Below are 18,949 nucleotides of genomic sequence, written 5' to 3'. Positions count from 1 at the left end.
ATGGGACGCATCATCTGCGCGGGCCTTGGCCCCGGCGATCCCGACCTGATGTCGGTGAAATCCGACCGCGCGATCCGCGCGGCCCGCCACATCGCCTATTTCCGCAAGAAGGGCCGTCAGGGTCAGGCCCGGCGCATCGTGGCCGACATGCTGGGGGCCGATGTCGTTGAATATGCGATGGAATATCCGGTCACGACCGAGATCCCCTTTGACAGCCCCGAATACCGTCGCCTGCTGGCGGATTTCTATGACGACTGGGCGGCGCGGCTGGCCGATCTGGCCCGCACGCAAGATGTTGTGGTTCTATGCGAGGGCGATCCCTTTTTCTATGGCTCGTTCATGCACCTGTACACGCGCCTTCTGGGCCGCGCGCAGGTCGAGGTGATCCCCGGCATCACCGGCATGACCGGCTGCTGGACGGCCACCGGCCAGCCGATCACCTGGGGCGATGACGTGCTGACCGTGTTGATGGGCACCCTGCCCGAGGCCGACCTGACCCGCCACATGCAGGCTGCCGATGCGCTGGTCGTCATGAAAACCGGCCGCAACCTGCCGCGCGTGCGCCGCGCCTTGGCGGCGGCGGGGCGGCTGGATCAGGCCTGGCTGGTCGAATCCGGCACCATGCCGAACCAGCGGATCACCCGGCTGGCCGATGCCGATGACGATATCTGCCCCTATTTCGCCATCGTGCTGGTCCACGGCCAGGGCCGCCGCCCCGAACGCGAGGCCGCCGAATGACCGCCGCCGGCTGGATTGCCGTTGCCGGTCTGGGGCCGGGTGACGCCGCGCTGATCACGCCGGAGGTGACGGCGGCGCTGGATCAGGCCACCGATGTGATCGGCTATATCCCCTATGTCGCCCGCGTTGCGCCGCGCCCCGGCCTGACCCTGCACGCCAGCGACAACCGGGTGGAGATCGACCGCGCCGCCCATGCGCTGCGGCTGGCGCGGGCCGGGCATCGGGTGGTTATCGTCTCATCCGGGGATCCGGGGGTCTTTGCCATGGCCGCCGCCCTGTTCGAGGCGCTGGAGGCTGATCCTGACCCCGTGCCCGACATCCGCATCCTTCCGGGCATCACCGCCATGCTGGCCGCCGCCGCGCGGATCGGCGCGCCTTTGGGGCATGATTTCTGCGCCATCAACCTGTCGGACAACCTCAAGCCCTGGGCGCTGATCGAACAGCGACTGCGGTTGGCGGTTCAGGCCGACTTCGCCATGGCGTTTTACAACCCCCGGTCGGCCAGCCGCCCGCAGGGCTTTGAACGGGCGCTGGCGCTGCTGACAGAACTCTGCGGCCCCGACCGCCCGATCAGCTTTGCCCGCGCCGTCACCACCCCCGATGAGGCGATCCTGACGGTTCCCCTTGGGCAGGCCCGGCCCGAAATGGCCGATATGCGCACCGTCGTCATCCTGCCGAATGCGGGCGCGCGGCAGGTCGGGCGCTGGCTTTATTCGCCGCGCCGGGCGGATGGCGGCGCATGATCGGCGATCCAGTCCATCACCTGATCCGCCGTTTCCGCGACCGGGCGCGGCGGGATCACGGGCCGGTCGATCAGGATCACCGGCAGGTGAAGATCGCGCGCGGCAATCAGCTTGGCCCGCGCGCTGCTGCCGCCTGCGTTCTTGGCGACGACATGGGTGATGCGGTGCACCTTCATCAGCGCCCGGTCGCCTGCGATGTCGAACGGGCCGCGCGCGATCAGCGCTTGCGCGTCGGGCAGGGGCAGGGGGCCATCGGGCGGATCCACCAGCCGCAGCACATAGTGATTGCCGGGCCGCCCGGCAAAGGCATCCAGGTTTTGCCGACCGATCGCCAGAAACACCCGCGCGCCGCTTTCGGGCAGCGCCGCGAGGGCCGCCGGGATATTGGCAACGCAGTGCCAATTGTCGCCGGGACCGGGCTGCCAGGGCGGACGCTCATATGCGATCAGGGCCGTGCCGGTGGCGGCGCAGGCCTCGACGGCATTCGCGCTGATCTGCGCGGCAAAGGGATGGGTCGCGTCGATCACATGGGTGATCGCGTTGTCCCGCAGGTAAGCCGCCAGCCCCGCCACACCGCCAAAGCCTCCGATCCGCAGCGGCAGGGGCTGGGCCAGCGGCGCGGCGGTGCGACCGGCATAGGAAAACACCGCCGCGATCCCGGCATCCGCCAGACGGGCGGCCAGACGGCTGGCCTCGGTCGTGCCGCCCAGCAGAAGGATGCGTGTCATGGCTGACCCCTGGTTGGTGCTGATCGGTCTGGGCGAAGATGGACTGGCGGGGCTGCCCGATGCAAGCCGCGCCGCCTTGGCCGACGCGCAGGTGATCTTTGGCGGGCCGCGGCATCTGGCGCTGGTCGGCGCGGGGGATCGCGGGCGGCCCTGGCCGGTGCCTTTTGACGTGGCCCCGGTTCTGGCGGCGCGCGGGCAAAGGGTGGTCGTGCTGGCCTCGGGCGATCCGTTCTGGTTCGGCGCGGGCGGCAGTCTGGCGCGGCATCTGGCGGCGGGGGAGTGGGTCGCCCATCCCGCGCCCTCGACCTTTGGCTGGATGGCGGCGCGGCTGGGTTGGCGGCTTGAGGCGGTGACCTGTCTGGGCCTGCACGCCGCGCCTTTGCCCCGGCTGCGCCCGCATCTGGCCGAGGGCGCGCGGATCCTTGTGCTGATCGCCGGGCCGGATGCCGTGGCGCCGCTGGCGGGCTGGCTGCAAGGCGCGGGCTTTGGCCGGTCGATCCTGCATCTGTGTCAGGCCATGGGCGGTGCGGATGAACGCATCGTGACGCTGACCGCAACCGACCCGCTGCCCACCGGCCTGATCGCGCCGCTTGCCCTGGCGATCGAGGCGCGGGCCGATCACCCCGGCGCGGGCCTGCCGCGCAGCCCCGGCCTGGCCGATGATCTGTTTGCCACCGACGGCCAGATCACCAAGGCCCCGATGCGCGCGCTGACGCTGGCGGCGCTGGCGCCGCGCGCGGGGGAACGGCTGTGGGATCTGGGGGCGGGCTCCGGCTCGGTCTCGGTCGAGTGGTGCCTGGCGGGTGGCCGGGCCGAGGCGGTGGAGCGTGACCCCGCCCGGCAGGCCCATATCCGCGCCAATGCGCAGGCCTTTGGCGTCGATGACCGGCTGACGCTGCATCCGGGCGATCATGCCGCGCTGCTGGACAGCCTGCCCGCGCCGCAGGCGGTGTTCGTCGGCGGTGGCGGTGACGCGGCGCTGTTTGACCGGCTGCTGGCGCTGCCGCCCGGCACAAGGCTGGTGGCCAATGCGGTGACGCTGGAAACGCAGGTGCTGGTGACTGACCTGCACGCGCGGCGGGGCGGGCGGCTGATGCGCGTTGATCTGGCCGAGGCCGGGCCGCTGGGCCGGATGCGCGGCTGGACCCATGCGCGCGGCGTCGTGCAATGGGCGGTGGTGCTGTGATCGCGGCCGGCTTTGGCTTTCGCGGCGCGGCCAGCGTCGATGATCTGGCGCAGGCCCTTGCGGCGGCGGTGGCGGCGGCAGGGGGCGCGTCGCCCGACCTGCTGGCGACTGCGCCGGACAAGGCGGGGGCGACGGCGCTGACGGGTCTGGCCGCGCGGCTGGGTCTGCCCTTGCGCGCCGTGCCGGTGGATGGCATCGCCACGCCCACAGACAGCGACCGGGTGCGCGCCCGCTTTGGCACCGGATCACTGGCCGAGGCCGCCGCGCTGTCCGCCGCAGGCCCCGGCGCGCGGCTGATCGCGGGCCGCCAGATCAGCGACAATGGCATGGCGGTTGCCGCCTTGGCCGCGACATCGGAAGGAACGACAGAATGACGGTTCACTTTATCGGGGCAGGGCCGGGCGCGGCCGATCTGATTACCCTGCGCGGGCGCGATCTGATCGCCGCCTGCCCGGTCTGCCTGTATGCCGGCAGCCTGGTGCCCGCCGCGCTGCTGGATCACTGCCCGCCCGGCGCGCGGATCGTGAACACCGCCCCGATGAGCCTTGACGACATCATCGCCGAAATCGCCGCCGCCCATGCGCAGGGGCAGGATGTGGCGCGGCTGCATTCGGGCGATCTGTCGGTCTGGTCGGCGATGGGCGAACAGTTGCGCCGCCTGCGCGATCTGGGCATCCCCTATGACGTAACGCCCGGCGTGCCGTCATTCGCCGCCGCCGCCGCCGCGCTTGGGGCCGAACTGACGCTGCCCGGCCTGGCGCAATCGGTGGTGCTGACGCGCACGCCGGGCCGCGCCTCGGCCATGCCAGAAGGCGAGCGGCTGGCGGCCTTTGCCGCCACCGGGGCGACGCTGGCGATCCATCTGTCGATTCACCTGCTGGACCGGGTGGTGGCCGATCTGACCCCGCATTACGGCCCCGATTGCCCGATCGCCGTGGTCTGGCGCGCAACCTGGCCCGATCAGCGGATCATCCGGGGGCGGCTGGACGACATCGTGGCGACGGTCGGCCCCGATCCCGACCGCACCGCACTGATTCTGGTCGGCCCGGCCCTGGCGGCCGAGGGCTTTGACGACAGTCGGCTTTATGCGGATGACTATGATCGGCGTTTCCGGCCGCGCGGCACCGATCCGCGCTTTCCCGGCAGCGCCTAAGGCGGTAACGGTGGCGGCATGAGCGGCTTTGTTTCCTTTGTCTCCTCGGGTCCGGGCGACCCTGAACTGCTGACCCTGAAGGCGGTGGCGCGGCTGGCGGCGGCAGATGTGGTGCTGTTTGACGATCTGTCATCCGGCCCGATCCTGGCCCATGCCCGGCCCGGCGCCGATCTGATCGGGGTCGGCAAACGCGCCGGTCGCCCCTCGGCCAAGCAGGATCATGTGAACCGGCTGCTGGTCGATCACGCCGCTGCCGGGGCGCGGGTGGTGCGGCTGAAATCCGGGGATTGCAGCCTGTTTGGCCGATTGGAGGAGGAACTCGTCGCGCTGGAGGCTGCGGGCATCGGCTATGAGATCGTGCCCGGCGTCACCTCGGCCACGGCGGCGGCGGCGGCGGCGGGGATTCCGCTGACCCGGCGGCTGACGGCGCGGCGGGTGCAGTTCGTGACCGGCGCCGATGTGCGCGGCACGCTGCCCGAGGATCTGAACTGGGCCGCCTTGGCCGATCCGCGCGCCACAACCGCCGTCTATATGGGGCAGCGCAGTTTCGCGGCCTTGGTCGACGGGCTGGTGGCGCATGGCCTGCCCGCGACCACCCCCGCCCTGTTGGCCGAGGCCGTGGGCCACCCCGAGCAAAGGCTGACCCGCAGCACGCTGGCCGGTCTGGTGGTGCATCTGGCAGACGGCCCGGCGGGGCAGCATCCCGGCCTGATCCTGTATGGTTCGCTGGCCGATGAGGGCGGGCAGCATCGCCCGCACGGTGGCGGCCCCGACGACACCCCTTGACCGGTTGGCCAGCGGCAGTCCAAATGGCCGGGCAAGGTGTCCCATCAGGCGCAAAGCGTCGGGACTGAAACGGGAATCGGCAAGGGGCGGACCAAATCGCGGCGCCCCCGGACCGAGCCGCCCCCGCGACTGTCAGCGGTTAGCGGCCCTCGGATGCCACTGTCCCTTCGGGATGGGAAGGCGAGGGTGCGCAGAGCCGCAAGCCAGGAGACCGGCCCTGCGTCAACGTAGCTGATGCCGTCGGGTGTGACGGATGGAGGGAAACATGCATATCGAACCCGGCGTCGTCACTGGCGTCAAGATGGCCCTTGGGGCCGCCACGGGCAGCGCCGCTGTCATCTATGCGATCCGCGAGTCGCTGAACACCATTCGCGCCAGCGGGTTCGCCTCGCTTGCGGTGCGCAGCCTGATCGCCACCATCGCCGTCTTTATCTTCTTCGAGGTGCTGCCGCACTTTTCGGTCGGCGTGTCCGAGGTGCATTTCATCCTTGGATCGACGCTGCTGCTGATCCTTGGAACCGCCCCGGCGGCCATCGGGCTGGTGCTTGGGCTGCTGATCCAGGGCGTGTTCTTTGCACCCAGCGACCTGCCGCAATTCGGTATGAACGTGACCACGCTGCTGGTCCCGCTGTTTGCCATTCACGCGCTGGTGCGCCGCATCATCGCGCCGGGCACCGCCTATGTCGACCTGACCTATGTGCAGGCGCTGAAACTGTCGACCGCCTATCAGGGCGGGGTCGTGCTGTGGGTGGCCTTCTGGGCGATCTACGGCCATGGCTTTGGCGCCGAGAACCTGGCGGGCATCGCCAGCTTTGGCGCGGCCTACATGCTGGTCGTCCTGATCGAGCCGATCGCCGATCTGGCCGTGCTGGCTGGTGCCAAGGCGCTGAACGGCCTGCGTGGCTCGGGTCTGGTGACGCCGCGCCTGTATGACGCGGGTTGAACGCTACAGCTCCGGGGGCGCGCGCCGCCCCCGGCCCATCGGGGATCGCCATGACCAAGCCGCTGGACCTTGCGCTGATCGGCATCGGCAGCGGTGATCCCGACCATCTGACGCTTCAGGCGATCAAGGCGATCAACCGCGCTGACCTGATCCTGATCCCGCTGAAAGGTGATGAAAAGTCGGCGCTGGCGGCTTTGCGGCAGGGGATGCTGGATCAGCACCTGACGCGGCCTGACACGATCATCCAGACCTTCGACATGCCGCGTCGCGCGGCGACCGGCGATTATCTGCGCGCGGTCGATGACTGGCACGATGCCATCGCTGTCTGCTGGCAACAGGCGATTGCGCGCCATCCCGGCGTGGCCGATGTCGCGCTGCTGGTCTGGGGTGATCCCTCGCTTTACGACAGTACCTTGCGCATCGCGGCGCGGCTGGACCCGGCGCCGCGGCTGACGGTGGTGCCGGGCATCACCTCGATGCAGGCGCTGACGGCGGGCCATGCGATCCCGCTGAACGGGCTGGGCGCGCCGGTGGTTATCACCACGGGGCGGCGGCTGCGCGACCACGGCTGGCCCGAGGGGGCCGACCGCGTGGTGGTGATGCTGGACGGCGATCTGGCGATGGCGGGGCTGCCCGAGGCCGACCGGCTGCATGTCTGGTGGGGCGGCTGCGTCGGCATGGCCGAACAGGTGCTGATCGCCGGGCCGCTGCCGCAGGTGATCGACGACATCCGCGCGGCCCGCGCCGCGTTGCGGGATCGGCTGGGCTGGGTCATGGACATCTATCTGCTGGAACGCCGCGCCCCCTAGCCCCAGGCGGGGAAGGGGTCCGGCAGGCCGCGCCAGTCGTCCGGCGTGAAATCATCCGCATCCATCAGCGCCCCATTCAGCGCCGCGCAGATCGCCGCGCGGTCCATGCCCGCACCGATGAACACGATTTCCTGACGGCGGTCGCCCCATGGCTCGGCCCAGTTGCGCGCGATCTCGGCCTGCGCGTCGGGGTGGGGCGGCAGCCGCTCGGGCGGGACGCTGGCCCACCAGCGGCCTAGGGGCGCGATCTGGGACAGCGCCCCGGCCAGGCTGAACTCGGCCACCCAATCGGGGCGGGTGGCGATCCAGAAATGGCCCTTGGCGCGGATCACGCCGGGCAGATCGCTGTTCAGCACCTGATGCACGCGGGCCGGATGAAACGGCGCGCGGGCGTGATAGACAAAGGATGAAATGCCATATTCCTCGGTCTCGGGCGTGTGGTTGGCAAAGCCATAAAGTTCTTTCGCCCACATCGGGTGTTCGTGGGCGGTGTCGAAATCGAACAGCCCGGTGTTCAGGATGGCATCGGCATCGACCATTGCGCGGTCGGTTTCGATCAGCCGCGCATCGGGGTTCAGCGACCGGATGATCTTGCGCGCGCCATCGCGCGCCGCGGGGCTGGCGTCGCTGATCTTGTTCAGAACGATAACATCGGCGAACTCGATCTGGTCGGTCAGCAGATGCACCAGATGGCGGTCGTCCTGATCGCCCAGACTTTCGCCACGATCCCCCAGCAGGTCGTGGCTGGCGAAATCGGTGGGCAGGTTGACGGCATCGACGACGGTGACCATCGTGTCCAGCCGCGCCACATCCGACAGGCTGCGGCCCTGATCGTCGCGGAAATCGAAGGTCGCGGCGACCGGTAGCGGTTCGGCCACCCCGGTCGATTCGATCAGCAGGTAATCAAAGCGGCCTTCCTCGGCCAGGTGCCGGACCTGCACCAGAAGATCGTCGCGCAGCGTGCAGCAGATGCAGCCGTTCGTCATCTCGACCAGCTTTTCCTGCGACCGCGACAGTTCGCTGCCCTCGCGGATCAGGTCGGCGTCGATGTTCACCTCGGACATGTCATTGACGATGACGGCGACCCGCCGCCCCGCGCGATTGTTCAGGACATGGTTCAACAATGTCGTCTTGCCTGCACCCAGAAAGCCCGACAGGACGGTGACAGGAAGGCGGGGATCGGTCTGCATGGCGGCCATCACGTAATGTTATAATATTACGTTTATCTAGCGCGACACGGCGGTGCGGGCAACCCGGCTGATTTTGCCGCGCCGATGTGATAGGATGGCCGGGGGAAAGGGGGATGCCATGACCCAAAGACCGCTGGATCACGATCACGGACCATCCACCGCACGGCTGAAGCATTTCACCCGGATCGAGCGTGAGGCGCAGGACAAGGCCGCGCCCGAGATGGGCAAAAGGCGCGGCCGGGATGACCGGAACACGCGCCTGACGCAGTTTCTGCGGATCGAGCGGGGCGAGCGGGCATAGGCCCGGTCAGCTTCCCATTCCCTCCCAGAAGCCTTTGACTTTCTGAAAGAAACTGTTGCCCTGCGGGTTGTTGTCGGCCTCGATCTGTTCAAACTCGCGCAGCAATTCGCGCTGGCGGGCAGTCAAGTTGACCGGGGTTTCGACCGACAGTTCAATCAACATGTCGCCATTGTCGTCGCGGCCGCGCAGGGGCGGCATTCCCTTGCCGCGCAGGCGCATCTGGCGGCCGGTCTGGCTGCCCGCAGGCACCTTGACCCGGCTTTTGCCGCCGTCGATGGTCGGCACCTCGACCTCGCCACCCAGGGCGGCGGTGGCCATGCTGACCGGCACGCGGCAGAACAGCACCTGGCCGTCGCGCTGGAAGATGGCGTGGGGTTTGACCTCGATAAAGATGTAAAGATCGCCCTGAGGGCCGCCGCGCAGGCCGGCCTCGCCCTCACCGGCAAGGCGGATGCGGGTGCCGGTTTCGACACCGGCGGGGATGTTCACCGCCAAGCTGCGGTCGCGTTCGATGCGGCCCGCGCCGTGGCAGGATTTGCAGGGGTTCTTGACCACCTGACCGGCACCGTTACAGGTGGGACAGGTGCGTTCGACGGTGAAAAAGCCCTGCTGCGCGCGGACCTTGCCCATGCCCGCGCAGGTCGGGCAGGTGACCGGCTCCGACCCGCCTTCGGCGCCCGTGCCATGGCAGGCGTCGCAGGGCGTCGAGCCGGGGACGTCGATGGTTTTCTGCACGCCCAGATAGGCTTCTTCCAGGTCGATACGCAGGTTGTAGCGCAAATCGGCGCCGCGTTGCGCGCGCGGGCGCCCGCCCTGGCCGCCGCGACCGCCCATGAAATCGCCGAACAGATCCTCGAACACGTCGGAAAAGGCGGATTGGAAATCGCCGCGCCCGCCGCGCCCGAAACCGCCCATGCCGCCATCAAAGGCCGCGTGGCCGAAACGGTCATAGGCCGCCTTTTTCTGGTCGTCCTTCAGGCAGTCATAGGCCTCGTTCACCTCTTTGAAGTCGGCCTCGGCGCGGGGATTGCCGCCGTTGCGGTCGGGGTGAAGCTCTTTCGCCTTGTTGCGATAGGCTTTCTTGATTTCCTCGGGCGAGGCCCCGCGGGCGACCCCCAGAACGTCGTAATAGTCGCGTTTTGCCAACCTTCAGGCCCCCCGGCAATGGCAGCGCCGGCCCGCGGGGATGCGCGGACCGGCGTTTGGTCAGATGCGCTTACTTGCGCTTGTTGTCGCCCAGATCCTCGAAATCGGCATCGACGATATCGTCGTCAACCGACCGCGGGGCATCCTCGTCAGCCTCGGGGGCTTCGCCCTCGGACTGCTGCGCCTTGTAGATCGCCTCGCCCAGCTTCATCGCGGCATCGGTCAGGTTGGTGATGCCACCCTTGATCTTGCCGGCGTCCTCGGATTTCAGCGCTTCCTCCAGCGCGCCAATGGCCAGTTCGATCGCCTCGACGGTCGAGCCATCAACCTTGTCGCCGTGTTCGTCCAGCGACTTGCGGGTGGAGTGGATCAGGCTTTCGGCCTGGTTCTTCACCTCGACCAGTTCGCGGCGCTTCTTGTCGGCTTCGGCATTGGCTTCGGCGTCCTTCACCATCCGGTCGATATCGGCATCGGACAGACCGCCCGAGGCCTGGATGGTGATGTTCTGCGACTTGCCGGTGCCCTTGTCCTTGGCCGAAACCGAGACGATGCCGTTCGCGTCGATGTCAAAGGTGACCTCGATCTGCGGCATGCCGCGCGGCGCGGGCGGGATGTCTTCCAGGTTGAACTGACCCAGCAGCTTGTTGTCGGCCGCCATTTCGCGTTCGCCCTGGAACACCCGGATCGTCACCGCATTCTGGTTATCCTCGGCGGTCGAGAAGATCTGCGACTTCTTCGTCGGGATCGTGGTGTTGCGGTCGATCAGGCGGGTGAACACGCCGCCCAGGGTTTCGATGCCCAGGCTCAGCGGGGTCACGTCCAGCAGCACGACATCCTTGACGTCGCCCTGCAGAACGCCAGCCTGGATGGCCGCGCCGAGCGCCACGACCTCATCGGGGTTGACGCCCTTGTGGGGATCCTTGCCGAAGAAGTTGGTCACTTCCTCGATCACCTTGGGCATCCGGGTCATGCCGCCGACCAGCACCACCTCGTCGATGTCGCCTTTCGACAGGCCGGCGTCTTTCAGCGCGTCCTGCACCGGCTTCATCGTGCGCTTGATCAGGTCGCCGACCAGGCTTTCCAGCTTGGCGCGGGTCAGCTTCATCACCATGTGCAGCGGCGTGCCGCTGTTCTTGTCCATGCTGATGAACGGCTGGTTGATCTCGGTCTGCGTGCTGGACGACAGCTCGATCTTGGCCTTTTCGGCGGCTTCCTTGAGACGCTGAAGCGCCATCTTGTCGCCGGTCAGATCGACGCCATGTTCCTTTTTGAACTCCTCGGCGAGGTAGTTCACGATGCGCATGTCGAAATCTTCGCCACCCAGGAAGGTGTCGCCATTGGTCGATTTGACCTCGAACAGGCCGTCGTCGATTTCCAGAATGGTGATGTCGAAGGTGCCGCCGCCAAGGTCATAGACGGCGATGGTCTTGGTGTCTTTCTTGTCCAGGCCATAGGCCAGGGCGGCGGCGGTCGGTTCGTTGATGATCCGCAGCACGTCCAGACCGGCGATCTTGCCGGCGTCCTTGGTGGCCTGACGCTGGGCGTCGTTGAAATAGGCGGGAACGGTGATGACCGCCTGCGTCACGCTTTCGCCCAGATAGGATTCGGCGGTTTCCTTCATCTTCTGAAGGATCATCGCGCTGATCTGCGCGGGGGAATATTTCTCGCCACGGACCTCGACCCAGGCGTCGCCATTGCCGCCGTCAACGATGGCATAGGGCACCAGTTTCTTGTCCTTTTCCACCTCGGGGTCGGTGGTGCGGCGGCCGATCAGGCGCTTGACCGCGAACACGGTGTTCGACGGGTTGGTGACCGCCTGGCGCTTGGCCGACTGGCCGACCAGACGTTCGCTTTCCGTAAAGCCCACGACCGAGGGGGTGGTGCGGGCGCCTTCGGCGTTTTCGATGACCTTGGGCTGCGACCCATCCATGATGGCCACGCAGCTGTTGGTGGTTCCAAGGTCAATCCCGATGACTTTGGCCATGTGTAATACCTCTTCTTCCGGCGATATGACGGACGCAGGTCCGGGGACGGCCCCCACGCCCAGATCCCATTCAGATGGCCCGGAACGTCCCGGACCGGCTTCGCAGGGTATATAGGCAAGGGGTTTTGACCCTGCAAGCGTTCGGCCCCGGCGAAACGCACGGCATCGGTGCAGAACCGTGCGGAAGCGTCACTTGCCCGCGCCCCAGCTGGCCGAGATGGATTGCCGGGTCACGAACTCACCCATCAGGCCGATCATGAACAGCACCATCGACACTTTCAGCGGATAGCTGACCGAGGTGAAATAGGGTTCGTAGTTGATGAACACAAAGCCGCGCGTCTGGTCGGTGATGTGAAACAGCGGGTTCCAGGAAAACATCGCCAGCATCTTGGCCGACAGAACGTTGGCCACGAACAGCTTGCCCGAAAAGATCATGTTGGCACGCTGATAGACGGTGGTCAGCAGCCCCATCGGCGTCGGCGCCCAGGGCGTCGCAGCATAAAAGATCAGCCCGACGGAAATGCCGGAAAACCAAGCCAGCATGAACATGCCCATGGCGGCGGGCAGGTTTTCAAAATGCACCGGCTCGACCAGCACATGATAGCCGTAGATCATCACCGAAAAGATCAGCGTCTGCTTGTAAAGCACGGTGAGCGCCGATGCGGCGATGGCGATGGCGGGGTTCATCGGCCCGTGCAGCATCATCGAGGAGCTGGCGCGCGGTGCGCCCGCCACCGCGCCGATGGCGGCGGTGTGGTTCATGAACATGAACACGCCGGTCAGCAGATAGATCACATAAGGCCCGCGAATGGGCGAGCTTTTGATGCCCATCACCCAGAACATCAGAAAGAACCCGCCCGCCATCACCAGGGCCTGCACGAAAGTCAGCAGCAGCCCGATGATCGGGTTGCCGTGGGCGTTGCGCAGCGACTTGACCGTGGTGTCATAGATCAGACCCAGGGTGGTCGTCGTCGCCTCGAAGAAGTTCCTTGGCCGGTGGGGGGAAAACATGCGGGGCACACCTTGGCTGAGTCGGGGGCCAGCATGGCAGGCAAACCTTGCCCCTTCGTTGACGCCGCATCATAAGGAACAGGAACAGTCGCGGCAACGCCGACGGCCCGTGCGGCCCTCACGGCGTGGTGATCGCGGCGGCCAGGTGAAAGGACCGATGATGGATCATGCCGTGATGATGACCGAATTGCGCCGTCTGGCGGTGCTGGCGGGCGCGCGGATCATGCAGATCTATGCCGCCCCTGACTTCGAGGTGCGGACGAAATCCGACGCCTCGCCGGTGACCGAGGCCGATGAGGCCGCCGATGCGCTGATCGCCGCCGGCCTGCGCGCGGCCTTTCCGGGCATCCCGCTGGTGACCGAGGAACAGGCCGCAAGTCACGCCCAGTCGGTCAGCACCTTCCTGATCGTCGATCCGCTGGACGGCACGAAAGAGTTCGTCCAGCGCCGGGGCGATTTCACCGTGAACATCGCCTATGTCGAAGATGGCGTGCCGGTGCTGGGCGTGGTCTATGCCCCCGCCAGGGAACGCCTGTTCCTGACCCTGCCCGAGGGCGGCGCGGTCGAGGAGATCGGCCCCTTCGACCCCGACACCCAGGGCGAGACCCGCCCGATCGGCGTGAACGTGCATCCCGACAATCGCGGGCTGATGGTCGTCGCGTCGAAATCGCATCGCGACCAGGCCACCGACGATTATATCGCTGCCTATGCCGTGCGCGACATGACCAGCGCCGGTTCCTCGCTGAAGTTCTGTCTGGTGGCGACGGGCGAGGCCGACCTTTACCCGCGTCTGGGCCGCACGATGGAATGGGATACGGCGGCGGGCGATGCGGTGCTGCGCGCGGCGGGCGGCCAGGTGGTGCGGTTCGACGATCACAGCCCGCTGGCCTATGGCAAGCCCGGCTTTGAAAACCCGTTCTTCATCGCCTATGCGCCGGGCGTTCTTTTGCAGCAGGGCTGAGCCATGTCCGTTCTGATCGTCATCCCGGCGCGCTATGCCTCGACCCGCTATCCGGGCAAGCCGCTGGTGGAGTTGCGCGGCGCGCAGGGTATCGCGCGCAGTCTGATCCGGCGCAGTTGGGATGCCGCGATGGCGGTGCCGGGGATCGACCGTGTGGTGGTGGCCACCGATGACGACCGCATCCGCGACCACGCCGAAGGCTTCGGCGCGCAGGTGGTGATGACCGCGACCACCTGCCGCAACGGCACCGAACGCTGCGCCGAGGCGCATGAGGTGCTGGGCGGCAGCCATGACATCGTGGTCAACCTGCAAGGCGATGCGCCGCTGACCCCGGCGTGGTTCCTGTCGGATCTGATTGCCGCCCTGCGCGCCGATCCCGATGCCGAGATCGCCACCCCGGTGCTGCGCTGCGAAGGCGCGATGCTGGCCAGCTTGCTGGCCGACCGCCGCGAGGGCCGCGTGGGCGGCACCACCGCGGTCTTTGGCACGGGCGGGCGGGCGCTTTACTTCAGCAAGGAAGTCATCCCCTTCACCGGTCAGGATTACCCGCCCGAGGCCGCGACCCCGGTGTTTCACCATGTCGGCGTCTATGCCTATCGCCCCGCCGCGCTGGCCGCTTATCCGGGCTGGCCGATGGGTCCGCTGGAAACGCTTGAGGGGCTGGAACAACTGCGCTTTCTGGAGAACGGCCGCATGGTGAAATGCGTGCAGGTCGACGCCCGTGGCCGCCAGTTCTGGGAACTGAACAACCCCCAGGACGTCGCCCGGATCGAGGCGATGATGGCGCAGATGGGCATGCCATGACGCCCCGGCCAGCCGCGCCGCAGGGCTGGCCGCTGTCGATCCTTGCCGAACCGCTGCCCACCAGCCTGGTCATCGTCAGCCGCCACCGGCCCGCCGAGCTGGCGCGCTGCCTGCGGGCGGTGACGTTGATGGATCATCCCCTGGCCGAGGTGATCGTGGTCGCCGATCCCGCAAGCGTGGCGCTGACCGCAGGGATGGCGGTCAAGGCGGTGGTGTTCGATCAGGCCAACATCTCGACCGCGCGCAATCTGGGGTTGGCGCAGGCGGCGGGGCAGGTGGTGGCCTTTGTCGATGACGATGCGATCCCCGAACCCGACTGGCTGCGCAAGATCGCCGCGCCCTTTGCCGATCCGCGCGTCACGGCGGCGGGTGGCGTGGTGCGCGGGCGTGATGGCATGCGCTGGCAGTTCCGCGCCGGGACGGTCGATGCCAGCGGCCTGACCAGCCGCTTTGAGGCGCCGATGGAAACGCACCTTTATCCACCGCCGGGGGATGGCCGCGCGATCTCGACCATCGGCACGAATTGCGCCTTTCGCCGCGATGCCCTTGCGGCGATCGGCGGTTTTGCCAGCCACCACCGCTATCACCTGGATGAGACGGACGTGAACCTTCGGCTGGCGGCGGCGGGGGGCTGGGCGGCGGTCGTGCCGGATGCGCAGGTGCTGCATGGCGCGGCTGAAAGCATCCGCCGCACCGCCGAGCGGGTGACCGTGGACCTGACCGAGATCGGCGCCTCGGCCGCCTGTTTCTGGCGGCGGCACGCGCCGGGGCAGGATCACGCGCCGCTGGCCGATGCGCTGATCGCGGCGGAACGCCGCCGCCTGATCGCGCAGATGCTGGCCGGGACGTTGCAGCCGGGGCAGGTGGCCATGGTGCTGGCCACGCTGCGCGCCGGGCTGGATCAGGGCCGCAGCCGCCCGCTGGACCCCGGCCAGCCGATCCCGGCCCCGCCCGGCTTTCTGCGCTTTCCCACCCGCACCGACCGCCCGCGCCGGATCATCGCCGGGCGGCGCTGGAACCAGGCGCGGCTGCGCGATCAGGCGCGGCAGGCGGCGGCGGATGGCGCGCTTGTCACGCTGTTCCTGTTCAGCCGCACCAGCCTGCCGCACCGGCTGCGCTTTGACCCGGAGGGGTTCTGGGAACAGGCGGGCGGCCTGTGGGGCCTGTCGCATCCTGGCCTCGCCCGCCCATGGCGCGCGGGCTTTGCCACCCGGCTGGCGCGGGAAACGGCCACAATGGCCGCCGCCCGTCGGCCAGAAGCCGCCAAAGGGTAGAAAACCCCGCATTTTCACCGTGTCAGAATGTCATGCCCCTGCCGCAAATACTTGCGAAATGCGGGCGTCGGGTGCATAGCAACCCGATCACAAAGGGTGACAAAGGTATTGCTGCGATGAACCGCAAAGTGACGAAAGCCATCTTTCCCGTGGCCGGTCTGGGAACCCGCTTCCTGCCTGCCACCAAGTCGATTCCGAAGGAAATCATGACTCTGGTGGATCGTCCGCTGATCCAATACGCCATTGATGAGGCCCGCGCCGCCGGCATCAAGGAGTTCATCTTTGTCACCTCGCGCGGGAAGGGGGCGCTGGAGGATTACTTCGACCACGCGCATGAGCTGGAAAACACCCTGATCCGCACCAAAAAGACCGACCTGCTGAACATCCTGCGGTCGACCAACATGGATTCGGGCGAAATCGCCTATGTCCGCCAACACAAGGCGATGGGGCTGGGCCACGCCGTCTGGTGCGCGCGCCGCCTGATCTCGCCGGACGAACCCTTCGCCGTGGTGCTGACCGATGACATCATCACCGGCGAACCGCCCTGCCTTCAGCAGATGGTCGAGGCCTATCAGGACACCGGCGGCAGCATGGTCGCCACGATGGAGGTCGCCCCCGACAAAGCCCAGGCCTACGGCGTGCTGGACGTGGCCGAGGATCACGGCAACATCGTCCGCGCCCGCGGCATGGTCGAAAAGCCCGCGCCGGGCACCCAGCCGTCGAACATGGCGGTGATCGGGCGCTACATCCTGGCGCCGAACATCCTGAACCACCTGAACCGCATGAAAGAGGGCGCGGGCGGCGAGATCCAGTTGACCGACGCCATCGCCGATGAAATCGCGGCGGGCGGCGACGTGTTCGGCCTGCGCTTCAAGGGCCAGCGGTTCGATTGCGGGTCCAAGGCGGGCTATCTGCAAGCGACCGTCGCCTTTGGCCTGGCGCGCGCCGAACTGGGGCCAGAGTTCGCGGCCTATCTGAACGACATCGTGGCGATGGGGCTGACCGGCAAGGATCGCGCCTGATGGCGGGTCCGGCGGTTCTGGTCACCGGGGGCGCCGGTTACATCGGCGCCCATGCCTGCAAGGTTCTGGCGGCCAGCGGTTACACCCCGGTCACCTTTGACAACCTGCAAACCGGCTTTCGCCGCGCCGTCCAGTTCGGCCCCTTTGCCGAGGGCGACCTGATGGATCGCGCCCGGCTGGATCAGGTGTTCGCCGAATACCGCCCGGTCGCGGTGATGCATTTTGCCGCCCGCTCGCTGGTCGGTGAGGCGATGGCCAAGCCCGGCCTGTATTGGCGGGGCAATGTGGCCGCCTCTTTGAACCTGATCGAGGCGACGGTCGCGGCAGGGGTGAAAAACTTTGTCTTTTCATCGACCTGCGCGACCTATGGCGATCATGACGGGGTGCTTTTGGATGAAAACACCCCGCAGACGCCGCTGAATGCCTATGGCGCCAGCAAGCGCGCGATCGAGGACATGCTGACCGATTTCGGCGCGTCGGACGGGCTGAACAGCGTGATCTTTCGCTATTTCAACGTAGCCGGTGCCGATCCCGATGCGCAGATCGGTGAAAGCCACGACCCCGAAACCCATCTGATCCCGCTGATCCTTCAGGCCATCGACGGCCAACGCGGCGCGCTGACGGTGTTCGGCACCGATTATCCGACACCGGACGGCACCTGCATCCGCGATTATGTGCATGTCATGGACCTGGCCGAAGCGCATGTGCTGGGCCTGAAATGGCTTGAGGCCGGGCGCGGCAGCCGGGTGTTCTGCCTGGGCACCGGCAGCGGTTTTTCGGTGCGCGAAGTGATCGACGCCGCCGAGGCCGTGACCGGGCGCGAAGTGCCGATCACCATCGGTGAACGCCGCGCGGGCGATGCGGTCAAGCTGGTCTCGGGCAGCGAACGGGCGCTGTCGGAACTGGGCTGGTCGCCAAGTCGGTCAACCCTGCCGGTGATGATCGCCGATGCCTGGCGCTGGCACCAGACCGGCCATAATGGCGGCTAGGCCCGCCTGGCTGCTGGACATCACCCGTCTGGTCGACCGGCTGGACGGGCGCCCGCTGACCGGCGTCGACCGGGTCGAGGCCGCCTATCTTCGCGAACTGATCGCCCGCGACGACCGGGCGCTGTTCCTGTGGTGGCGGCGCGCGCCGGTCTCGGTTCTGCTGCCGGGGCAGGCGGGGGCGCTGCTGATGGCGGTGATCGACGGTCAGGCGGATCCGGGCGGCTTGCGCGCGCGGCTGGCGGCGCAGCGGCTGGGGGGCGCGCCCGACCTGTGGGTGCCGCGGCTGATCCGTCGCTGGCTGCCCGGCGGCGGCGATTACCTGAACACCGGTCATGTGAACCTGCGCCCGCGCGGTCTGGCGGCGCTGCGCCGGGCGGGGCTGCGGGTCCAGGTGATGATCCACGACACGATCCCGCTGGACCTGCCCCAGCACCAGGCCGAGGATCAGCCCGCCCGCTTTCGTGCCAAGCTGATCGCCGCGCTGACCGGCGCCGACCGGCTGATCGCCAATTCGGCGCTGACGGCCGACGATCTGCGCCGCTGGTCGGCGCGGCTGGGCGTGCCTTGCCCGCCCATCCTCACCGCGCCCCTGGGCGTGGTGCCGCCCGCACCGGGCCACGACCAGACCCCGCTGCCCCCCGGCCTGCCGCCCAAGGCGCCGTTCTTTGTCACTGTCGGCACCATCGAGCCGCGCAAGAATCATGCCCTGCTGCTGGACGCCTGGGATCTGCTGGCCCGCCGCATGGATCGGGTGCCGGGCCTCTTGATCCTGGGTCGGCGCGGCTGGGCCACGCCGTCGCTGCTGGCACGGCTGGACGCGCTGCCCCCGGACGGCCCGGTGGTTCAGGCGGCAGGACTGTCGGATGCGCAACTGGCGCGGCTGATCGCGGCCTCGCACGGGTTGCTGATGCCCTCGCTGGCCGAGGGGGTGGGACTGCCCATGCTTGAGGCCGCCGATCTGGGGGTGCCGGTGCTGGCCGCACCGCTGCCCACGGCGACCGAGTTTCTGGGCGATGCCGTCACCACCCTGCCCTGGGGCGATGCGGCAGCCTGGGCCGATGCCATCGCAGCAGCCGCCGCGCGGCCCCGCGCGCGCCCGGCCTATCCGGCCTTGCCTCGGTGGTCCGATCACTTCAATCTGGTCTTGTCGGACGGCGGTCCAGCGGGCTAACCAACGGCAA

The 18,949-nt window shown here is 67.8% G+C and carries 20 protein-coding genes and 1 riboswitch; of the genes, 15 read left to right on the top strand and 5 right to left on the bottom strand.

Annotation, left to right across the window (positions count from 1 at the left end; translation table 11 throughout):
- A complete protein-coding gene (locus ACEYYA_RS08175) occupies window positions 1-738 on the top strand; it encodes a precorrin-2 C(20)-methyltransferase (protein ID WP_374799462.1) in 738 nt (245 codons plus the stop codon).
- Complete coding sequence (cobJ, locus tag ACEYYA_RS08170; protein ID WP_374799460.1) at window positions 735-1,481, top strand: precorrin-3B C(17)-methyltransferase; 747 nt, start codon at window positions 735-737, stop codon at window positions 1,479-1,481. The genes ACEYYA_RS08175 and cobJ overlap by 4 nt, the downstream gene beginning before the upstream one ends.
- On the opposite strand, the gene ACEYYA_RS08165 is transcribed toward cobJ, so the two are convergent.
- A complete protein-coding gene (locus ACEYYA_RS08165; RefSeq protein WP_374799458.1) occupies window positions 1,448-2,209 on the bottom strand; it encodes a cobalt-precorrin-6A reductase in 762 nt (253 codons plus the stop codon). The genes cobJ and ACEYYA_RS08165 overlap by 34 nt on opposite strands.
- On the opposite strand from ACEYYA_RS08165, the gene cbiE reads away from it, so the two are divergent.
- The 6 genes from cbiE (at window position 2,208) to cobF (ending at window position 7,086) form a co-directional block, all read left to right on the top strand.
- Window positions 2,208-3,395, top strand: coding sequence for a precorrin-6y C5,15-methyltransferase (decarboxylating) subunit CbiE (cbiE, locus tag ACEYYA_RS08160; RefSeq protein WP_374799456.1), 1,188 nt, complete (start codon window positions 2,208-2,210; stop codon window positions 3,393-3,395). The two genes, ACEYYA_RS08165 and cbiE, sit on opposite strands and share 2 nt — an antisense overlap.
- Window positions 3,377-3,769: a cobalamin biosynthesis protein gene (locus ACEYYA_RS08155; protein ID WP_374799454.1), complete on the top strand. Its 393-nt coding sequence runs from the start codon at window positions 3,377-3,379 to the stop codon at window positions 3,767-3,769. Before cbiE ends, ACEYYA_RS08155 begins: the two co-directional genes overlap by 19 nt.
- On the top strand, window positions 3,766-4,548 hold the full coding sequence (gene cobM, locus ACEYYA_RS08150; RefSeq protein ID WP_374799452.1) for a precorrin-4 C(11)-methyltransferase: 783 nt from the start codon (window positions 3,766-3,768) through the stop codon (window positions 4,546-4,548). The genes ACEYYA_RS08155 and cobM overlap by 4 nt, the downstream gene beginning before the upstream one ends.
- An 18-nt stretch (window positions 4,549-4,566) precedes the next feature.
- A complete protein-coding gene (gene cobA, locus ACEYYA_RS08145; RefSeq protein WP_374799450.1) occupies window positions 4,567-5,334 on the top strand; it encodes a uroporphyrinogen-III C-methyltransferase in 768 nt (255 codons plus the stop codon).
- A gap of 17 nt (window positions 5,335-5,351) precedes the next feature.
- A riboswitch (cobalamin riboswitch) is annotated at window positions 5,352-5,568 on the top strand.
- Between the two features lie 31 nt (window positions 5,569-5,599).
- A complete protein-coding gene (locus ACEYYA_RS08140; protein ID WP_374799448.1) occupies window positions 5,600-6,277 on the top strand; it encodes an energy-coupling factor ABC transporter permease in 678 nt (225 codons plus the stop codon).
- 50 nt (window positions 6,278-6,327) lie between these two features.
- Window positions 6,328-7,086: a precorrin-6A synthase (deacetylating) gene (gene cobF / locus ACEYYA_RS08135; protein ID WP_374799446.1), complete on the top strand. Its 759-nt coding sequence runs from the start codon at window positions 6,328-6,330 to the stop codon at window positions 7,084-7,086.
- On the opposite strand, the gene ACEYYA_RS08130 is transcribed toward cobF, so the two are convergent.
- Window positions 7,083-8,285 (bottom strand): GTP-binding protein, encoded by a 1,203-nt coding sequence (locus ACEYYA_RS08130; protein ID WP_374799583.1) that lies wholly within the window; start codon window positions 8,283-8,285, stop codon window positions 7,083-7,085. The two genes, cobF and ACEYYA_RS08130, sit on opposite strands and share 4 nt — an antisense overlap.
- Window positions 8,286-8,394: 109 nt before the next feature.
- Between ACEYYA_RS08130 and ACEYYA_RS08125 the strand changes: the two genes are divergently transcribed.
- Window positions 8,395-8,577: a hypothetical protein gene (locus ACEYYA_RS08125; RefSeq protein WP_374799444.1), complete on the top strand. Its 183-nt coding sequence runs from the start codon at window positions 8,395-8,397 to the stop codon at window positions 8,575-8,577.
- A 6-nt stretch (window positions 8,578-8,583) separates the two neighbouring features.
- Here ACEYYA_RS08125 and dnaJ read toward each other — a convergent pair whose 3' ends face one another.
- The 3 genes from dnaJ to ACEYYA_RS08110 form a co-directional block, all read right to left on the bottom strand.
- Window positions 8,584-9,723 (bottom strand): molecular chaperone DnaJ, encoded by a 1,140-nt coding sequence (gene dnaJ / locus ACEYYA_RS08120; protein WP_374799442.1) that lies wholly within the window; start codon window positions 9,721-9,723, stop codon window positions 8,584-8,586.
- A gap of 70 nt (window positions 9,724-9,793) precedes the next feature.
- Window positions 9,794-11,707 carry a molecular chaperone DnaK gene (dnaK, locus tag ACEYYA_RS08115; protein WP_374799440.1) on the bottom strand — a complete coding sequence of 638 codons (1,914 nt, stop codon included), beginning with the start codon at window positions 11,705-11,707 and terminating at the stop codon, window positions 9,794-9,796.
- Between the two features lie 189 nt (window positions 11,708-11,896).
- Complete coding sequence (locus ACEYYA_RS08110) at window positions 11,897-12,718, bottom strand: ABC transporter permease (protein WP_374799438.1); 822 nt, start codon at window positions 12,716-12,718, stop codon at window positions 11,897-11,899.
- Between the two features lie 160 nt (window positions 12,719-12,878).
- Here ACEYYA_RS08110 and cysQ point away from each other — a divergent pair, with 160 nt between their 5' ends.
- From cysQ to ACEYYA_RS08080, 6 genes are all read left to right on the top strand, one after another.
- Entirely contained in the window at window positions 12,879-13,679 is an 801-nt protein-coding gene (gene cysQ, locus ACEYYA_RS08105; RefSeq protein WP_374799581.1) for a 3'(2'),5'-bisphosphate nucleotidase CysQ, read from the top strand.
- Window positions 13,680-13,682: 3 nt separating this feature from the next.
- Window positions 13,683-14,483 carry a 3-deoxy-manno-octulosonate cytidylyltransferase gene (locus ACEYYA_RS08100; protein WP_374799436.1) on the top strand — a complete coding sequence of 267 codons (801 nt, stop codon included), beginning with the start codon at window positions 13,683-13,685 and terminating at the stop codon, window positions 14,481-14,483.
- Window positions 14,480-15,757, top strand: a complete 1,278-nt coding sequence (locus tag ACEYYA_RS08095; RefSeq protein ID WP_374799434.1) for a glycosyltransferase family 2 protein — start codon at window positions 14,480-14,482, stop codon at window positions 15,755-15,757. The genes ACEYYA_RS08100 and ACEYYA_RS08095 overlap by 4 nt, the downstream gene beginning before the upstream one ends.
- A gap of 116 nt (window positions 15,758-15,873) precedes the next feature.
- Window positions 15,874-16,779 (top strand): UTP--glucose-1-phosphate uridylyltransferase, encoded by a 906-nt coding sequence (locus ACEYYA_RS08090; RefSeq protein ID WP_374799432.1) that lies wholly within the window; start codon window positions 15,874-15,876, stop codon window positions 16,777-16,779.
- Window positions 16,779-17,768 carry a UDP-glucose 4-epimerase GalE gene (gene galE, locus ACEYYA_RS08085; RefSeq protein WP_374799430.1) on the top strand — a complete coding sequence of 330 codons (990 nt, stop codon included), beginning with the start codon at window positions 16,779-16,781 and terminating at the stop codon, window positions 17,766-17,768. The genes ACEYYA_RS08090 and galE overlap by 1 nt, the downstream gene beginning before the upstream one ends.
- Window positions 17,758-18,939 carry a glycosyltransferase gene (locus ACEYYA_RS08080; RefSeq protein WP_374799428.1) on the top strand — a complete coding sequence of 394 codons (1,182 nt, stop codon included), beginning with the start codon at window positions 17,758-17,760 and terminating at the stop codon, window positions 18,937-18,939. The genes galE and ACEYYA_RS08080 overlap by 11 nt, the downstream gene beginning before the upstream one ends.
- The last annotated feature ends 10 nt before the right edge of the window (window positions 18,940-18,949 follow it).

The sequence above is a fragment of the Paracoccus zhouxuedongae genome, from assembly GCF_041927815.1.
Lineage (GTDB): Bacteria > Pseudomonadota > Alphaproteobacteria > Rhodobacterales > Rhodobacteraceae > Paracoccus.
This window is presented reverse-complemented; position numbering and strand designations above follow the sequence as displayed.

Bases quoted from the DNA above. Each gene is read 5' to 3' on its own strand.
- ACEYYA_RS08175 (WP_374799462.1), top strand. From the start codon at position 1: ATGGGACGCATCATCTGCGCGGGCCTTGGCCCCGGCGATCCCGACCTG.
- cobJ (WP_374799460.1), top strand. From the start codon at position 735: ATGACCGCCGCCGGCTGGATTGCCGTTGCCGGTCTGGGGCCGGGTGAC.
- cbiE (WP_374799456.1), top strand. From the start codon at position 2,208: ATGGCTGACCCCTGGTTGGTGCTGATCGGTCTGGGCGAAGATGGACTG.
- ACEYYA_RS08165 (WP_374799458.1), bottom strand. From the start codon at position 2,209: ATGACACGCATCCTTCTGCTGGGCGGCACGACCGAGGCCAGCCGTCTG.
- ACEYYA_RS08155 (WP_374799454.1), top strand. From the start codon at position 3,377: ATGGGCGGTGGTGCTGTGATCGCGGCCGGCTTTGGCTTTCGCGGCGCG.
- cobM (WP_374799452.1), top strand. From the start codon at position 3,766: ATGACGGTTCACTTTATCGGGGCAGGGCCGGGCGCGGCCGATCTGATT.
- cobA (WP_374799450.1), top strand. From the start codon at position 4,567: ATGAGCGGCTTTGTTTCCTTTGTCTCCTCGGGTCCGGGCGACCCTGAA.
- ACEYYA_RS08140 (WP_374799448.1), top strand. From the start codon at position 5,600: ATGCATATCGAACCCGGCGTCGTCACTGGCGTCAAGATGGCCCTTGGG.
- cobF (WP_374799446.1), top strand. From the start codon at position 6,328: ATGACCAAGCCGCTGGACCTTGCGCTGATCGGCATCGGCAGCGGTGAT.
- ACEYYA_RS08130 (WP_374799583.1), bottom strand. From the start codon at position 8,285: ATGGCCGCCATGCAGACCGATCCCCGCCTTCCTGTCACCGTCCTGTCG.
- ACEYYA_RS08125 (WP_374799444.1), top strand. From the start codon at position 8,395: ATGACCCAAAGACCGCTGGATCACGATCACGGACCATCCACCGCACGG.
- dnaK (WP_374799440.1), bottom strand. From the start codon at position 11,707: ATGGCCAAAGTCATCGGGATTGACCTTGGAACCACCAACAGCTGCGTG.
- ACEYYA_RS08110 (WP_374799438.1), bottom strand. From the start codon at position 12,718: ATGTTTTCCCCCCACCGGCCAAGGAACTTCTTCGAGGCGACGACGACC.
- cysQ (WP_374799581.1), top strand. From the start codon at position 12,879: ATGGATCATGCCGTGATGATGACCGAATTGCGCCGTCTGGCGGTGCTG.
- ACEYYA_RS08100 (WP_374799436.1), top strand. From the start codon at position 13,683: ATGTCCGTTCTGATCGTCATCCCGGCGCGCTATGCCTCGACCCGCTAT.
- ACEYYA_RS08095 (WP_374799434.1), top strand. From the start codon at position 14,480: ATGACGCCCCGGCCAGCCGCGCCGCAGGGCTGGCCGCTGTCGATCCTT.
- ACEYYA_RS08090 (WP_374799432.1), top strand. From the start codon at position 15,874: ATGAACCGCAAAGTGACGAAAGCCATCTTTCCCGTGGCCGGTCTGGGA.
- galE (WP_374799430.1), top strand. From the start codon at position 16,779: ATGGCGGGTCCGGCGGTTCTGGTCACCGGGGGCGCCGGTTACATCGGC.
- ACEYYA_RS08080 (WP_374799428.1), top strand. From the start codon at position 17,758: ATGGCGGCTAGGCCCGCCTGGCTGCTGGACATCACCCGTCTGGTCGAC.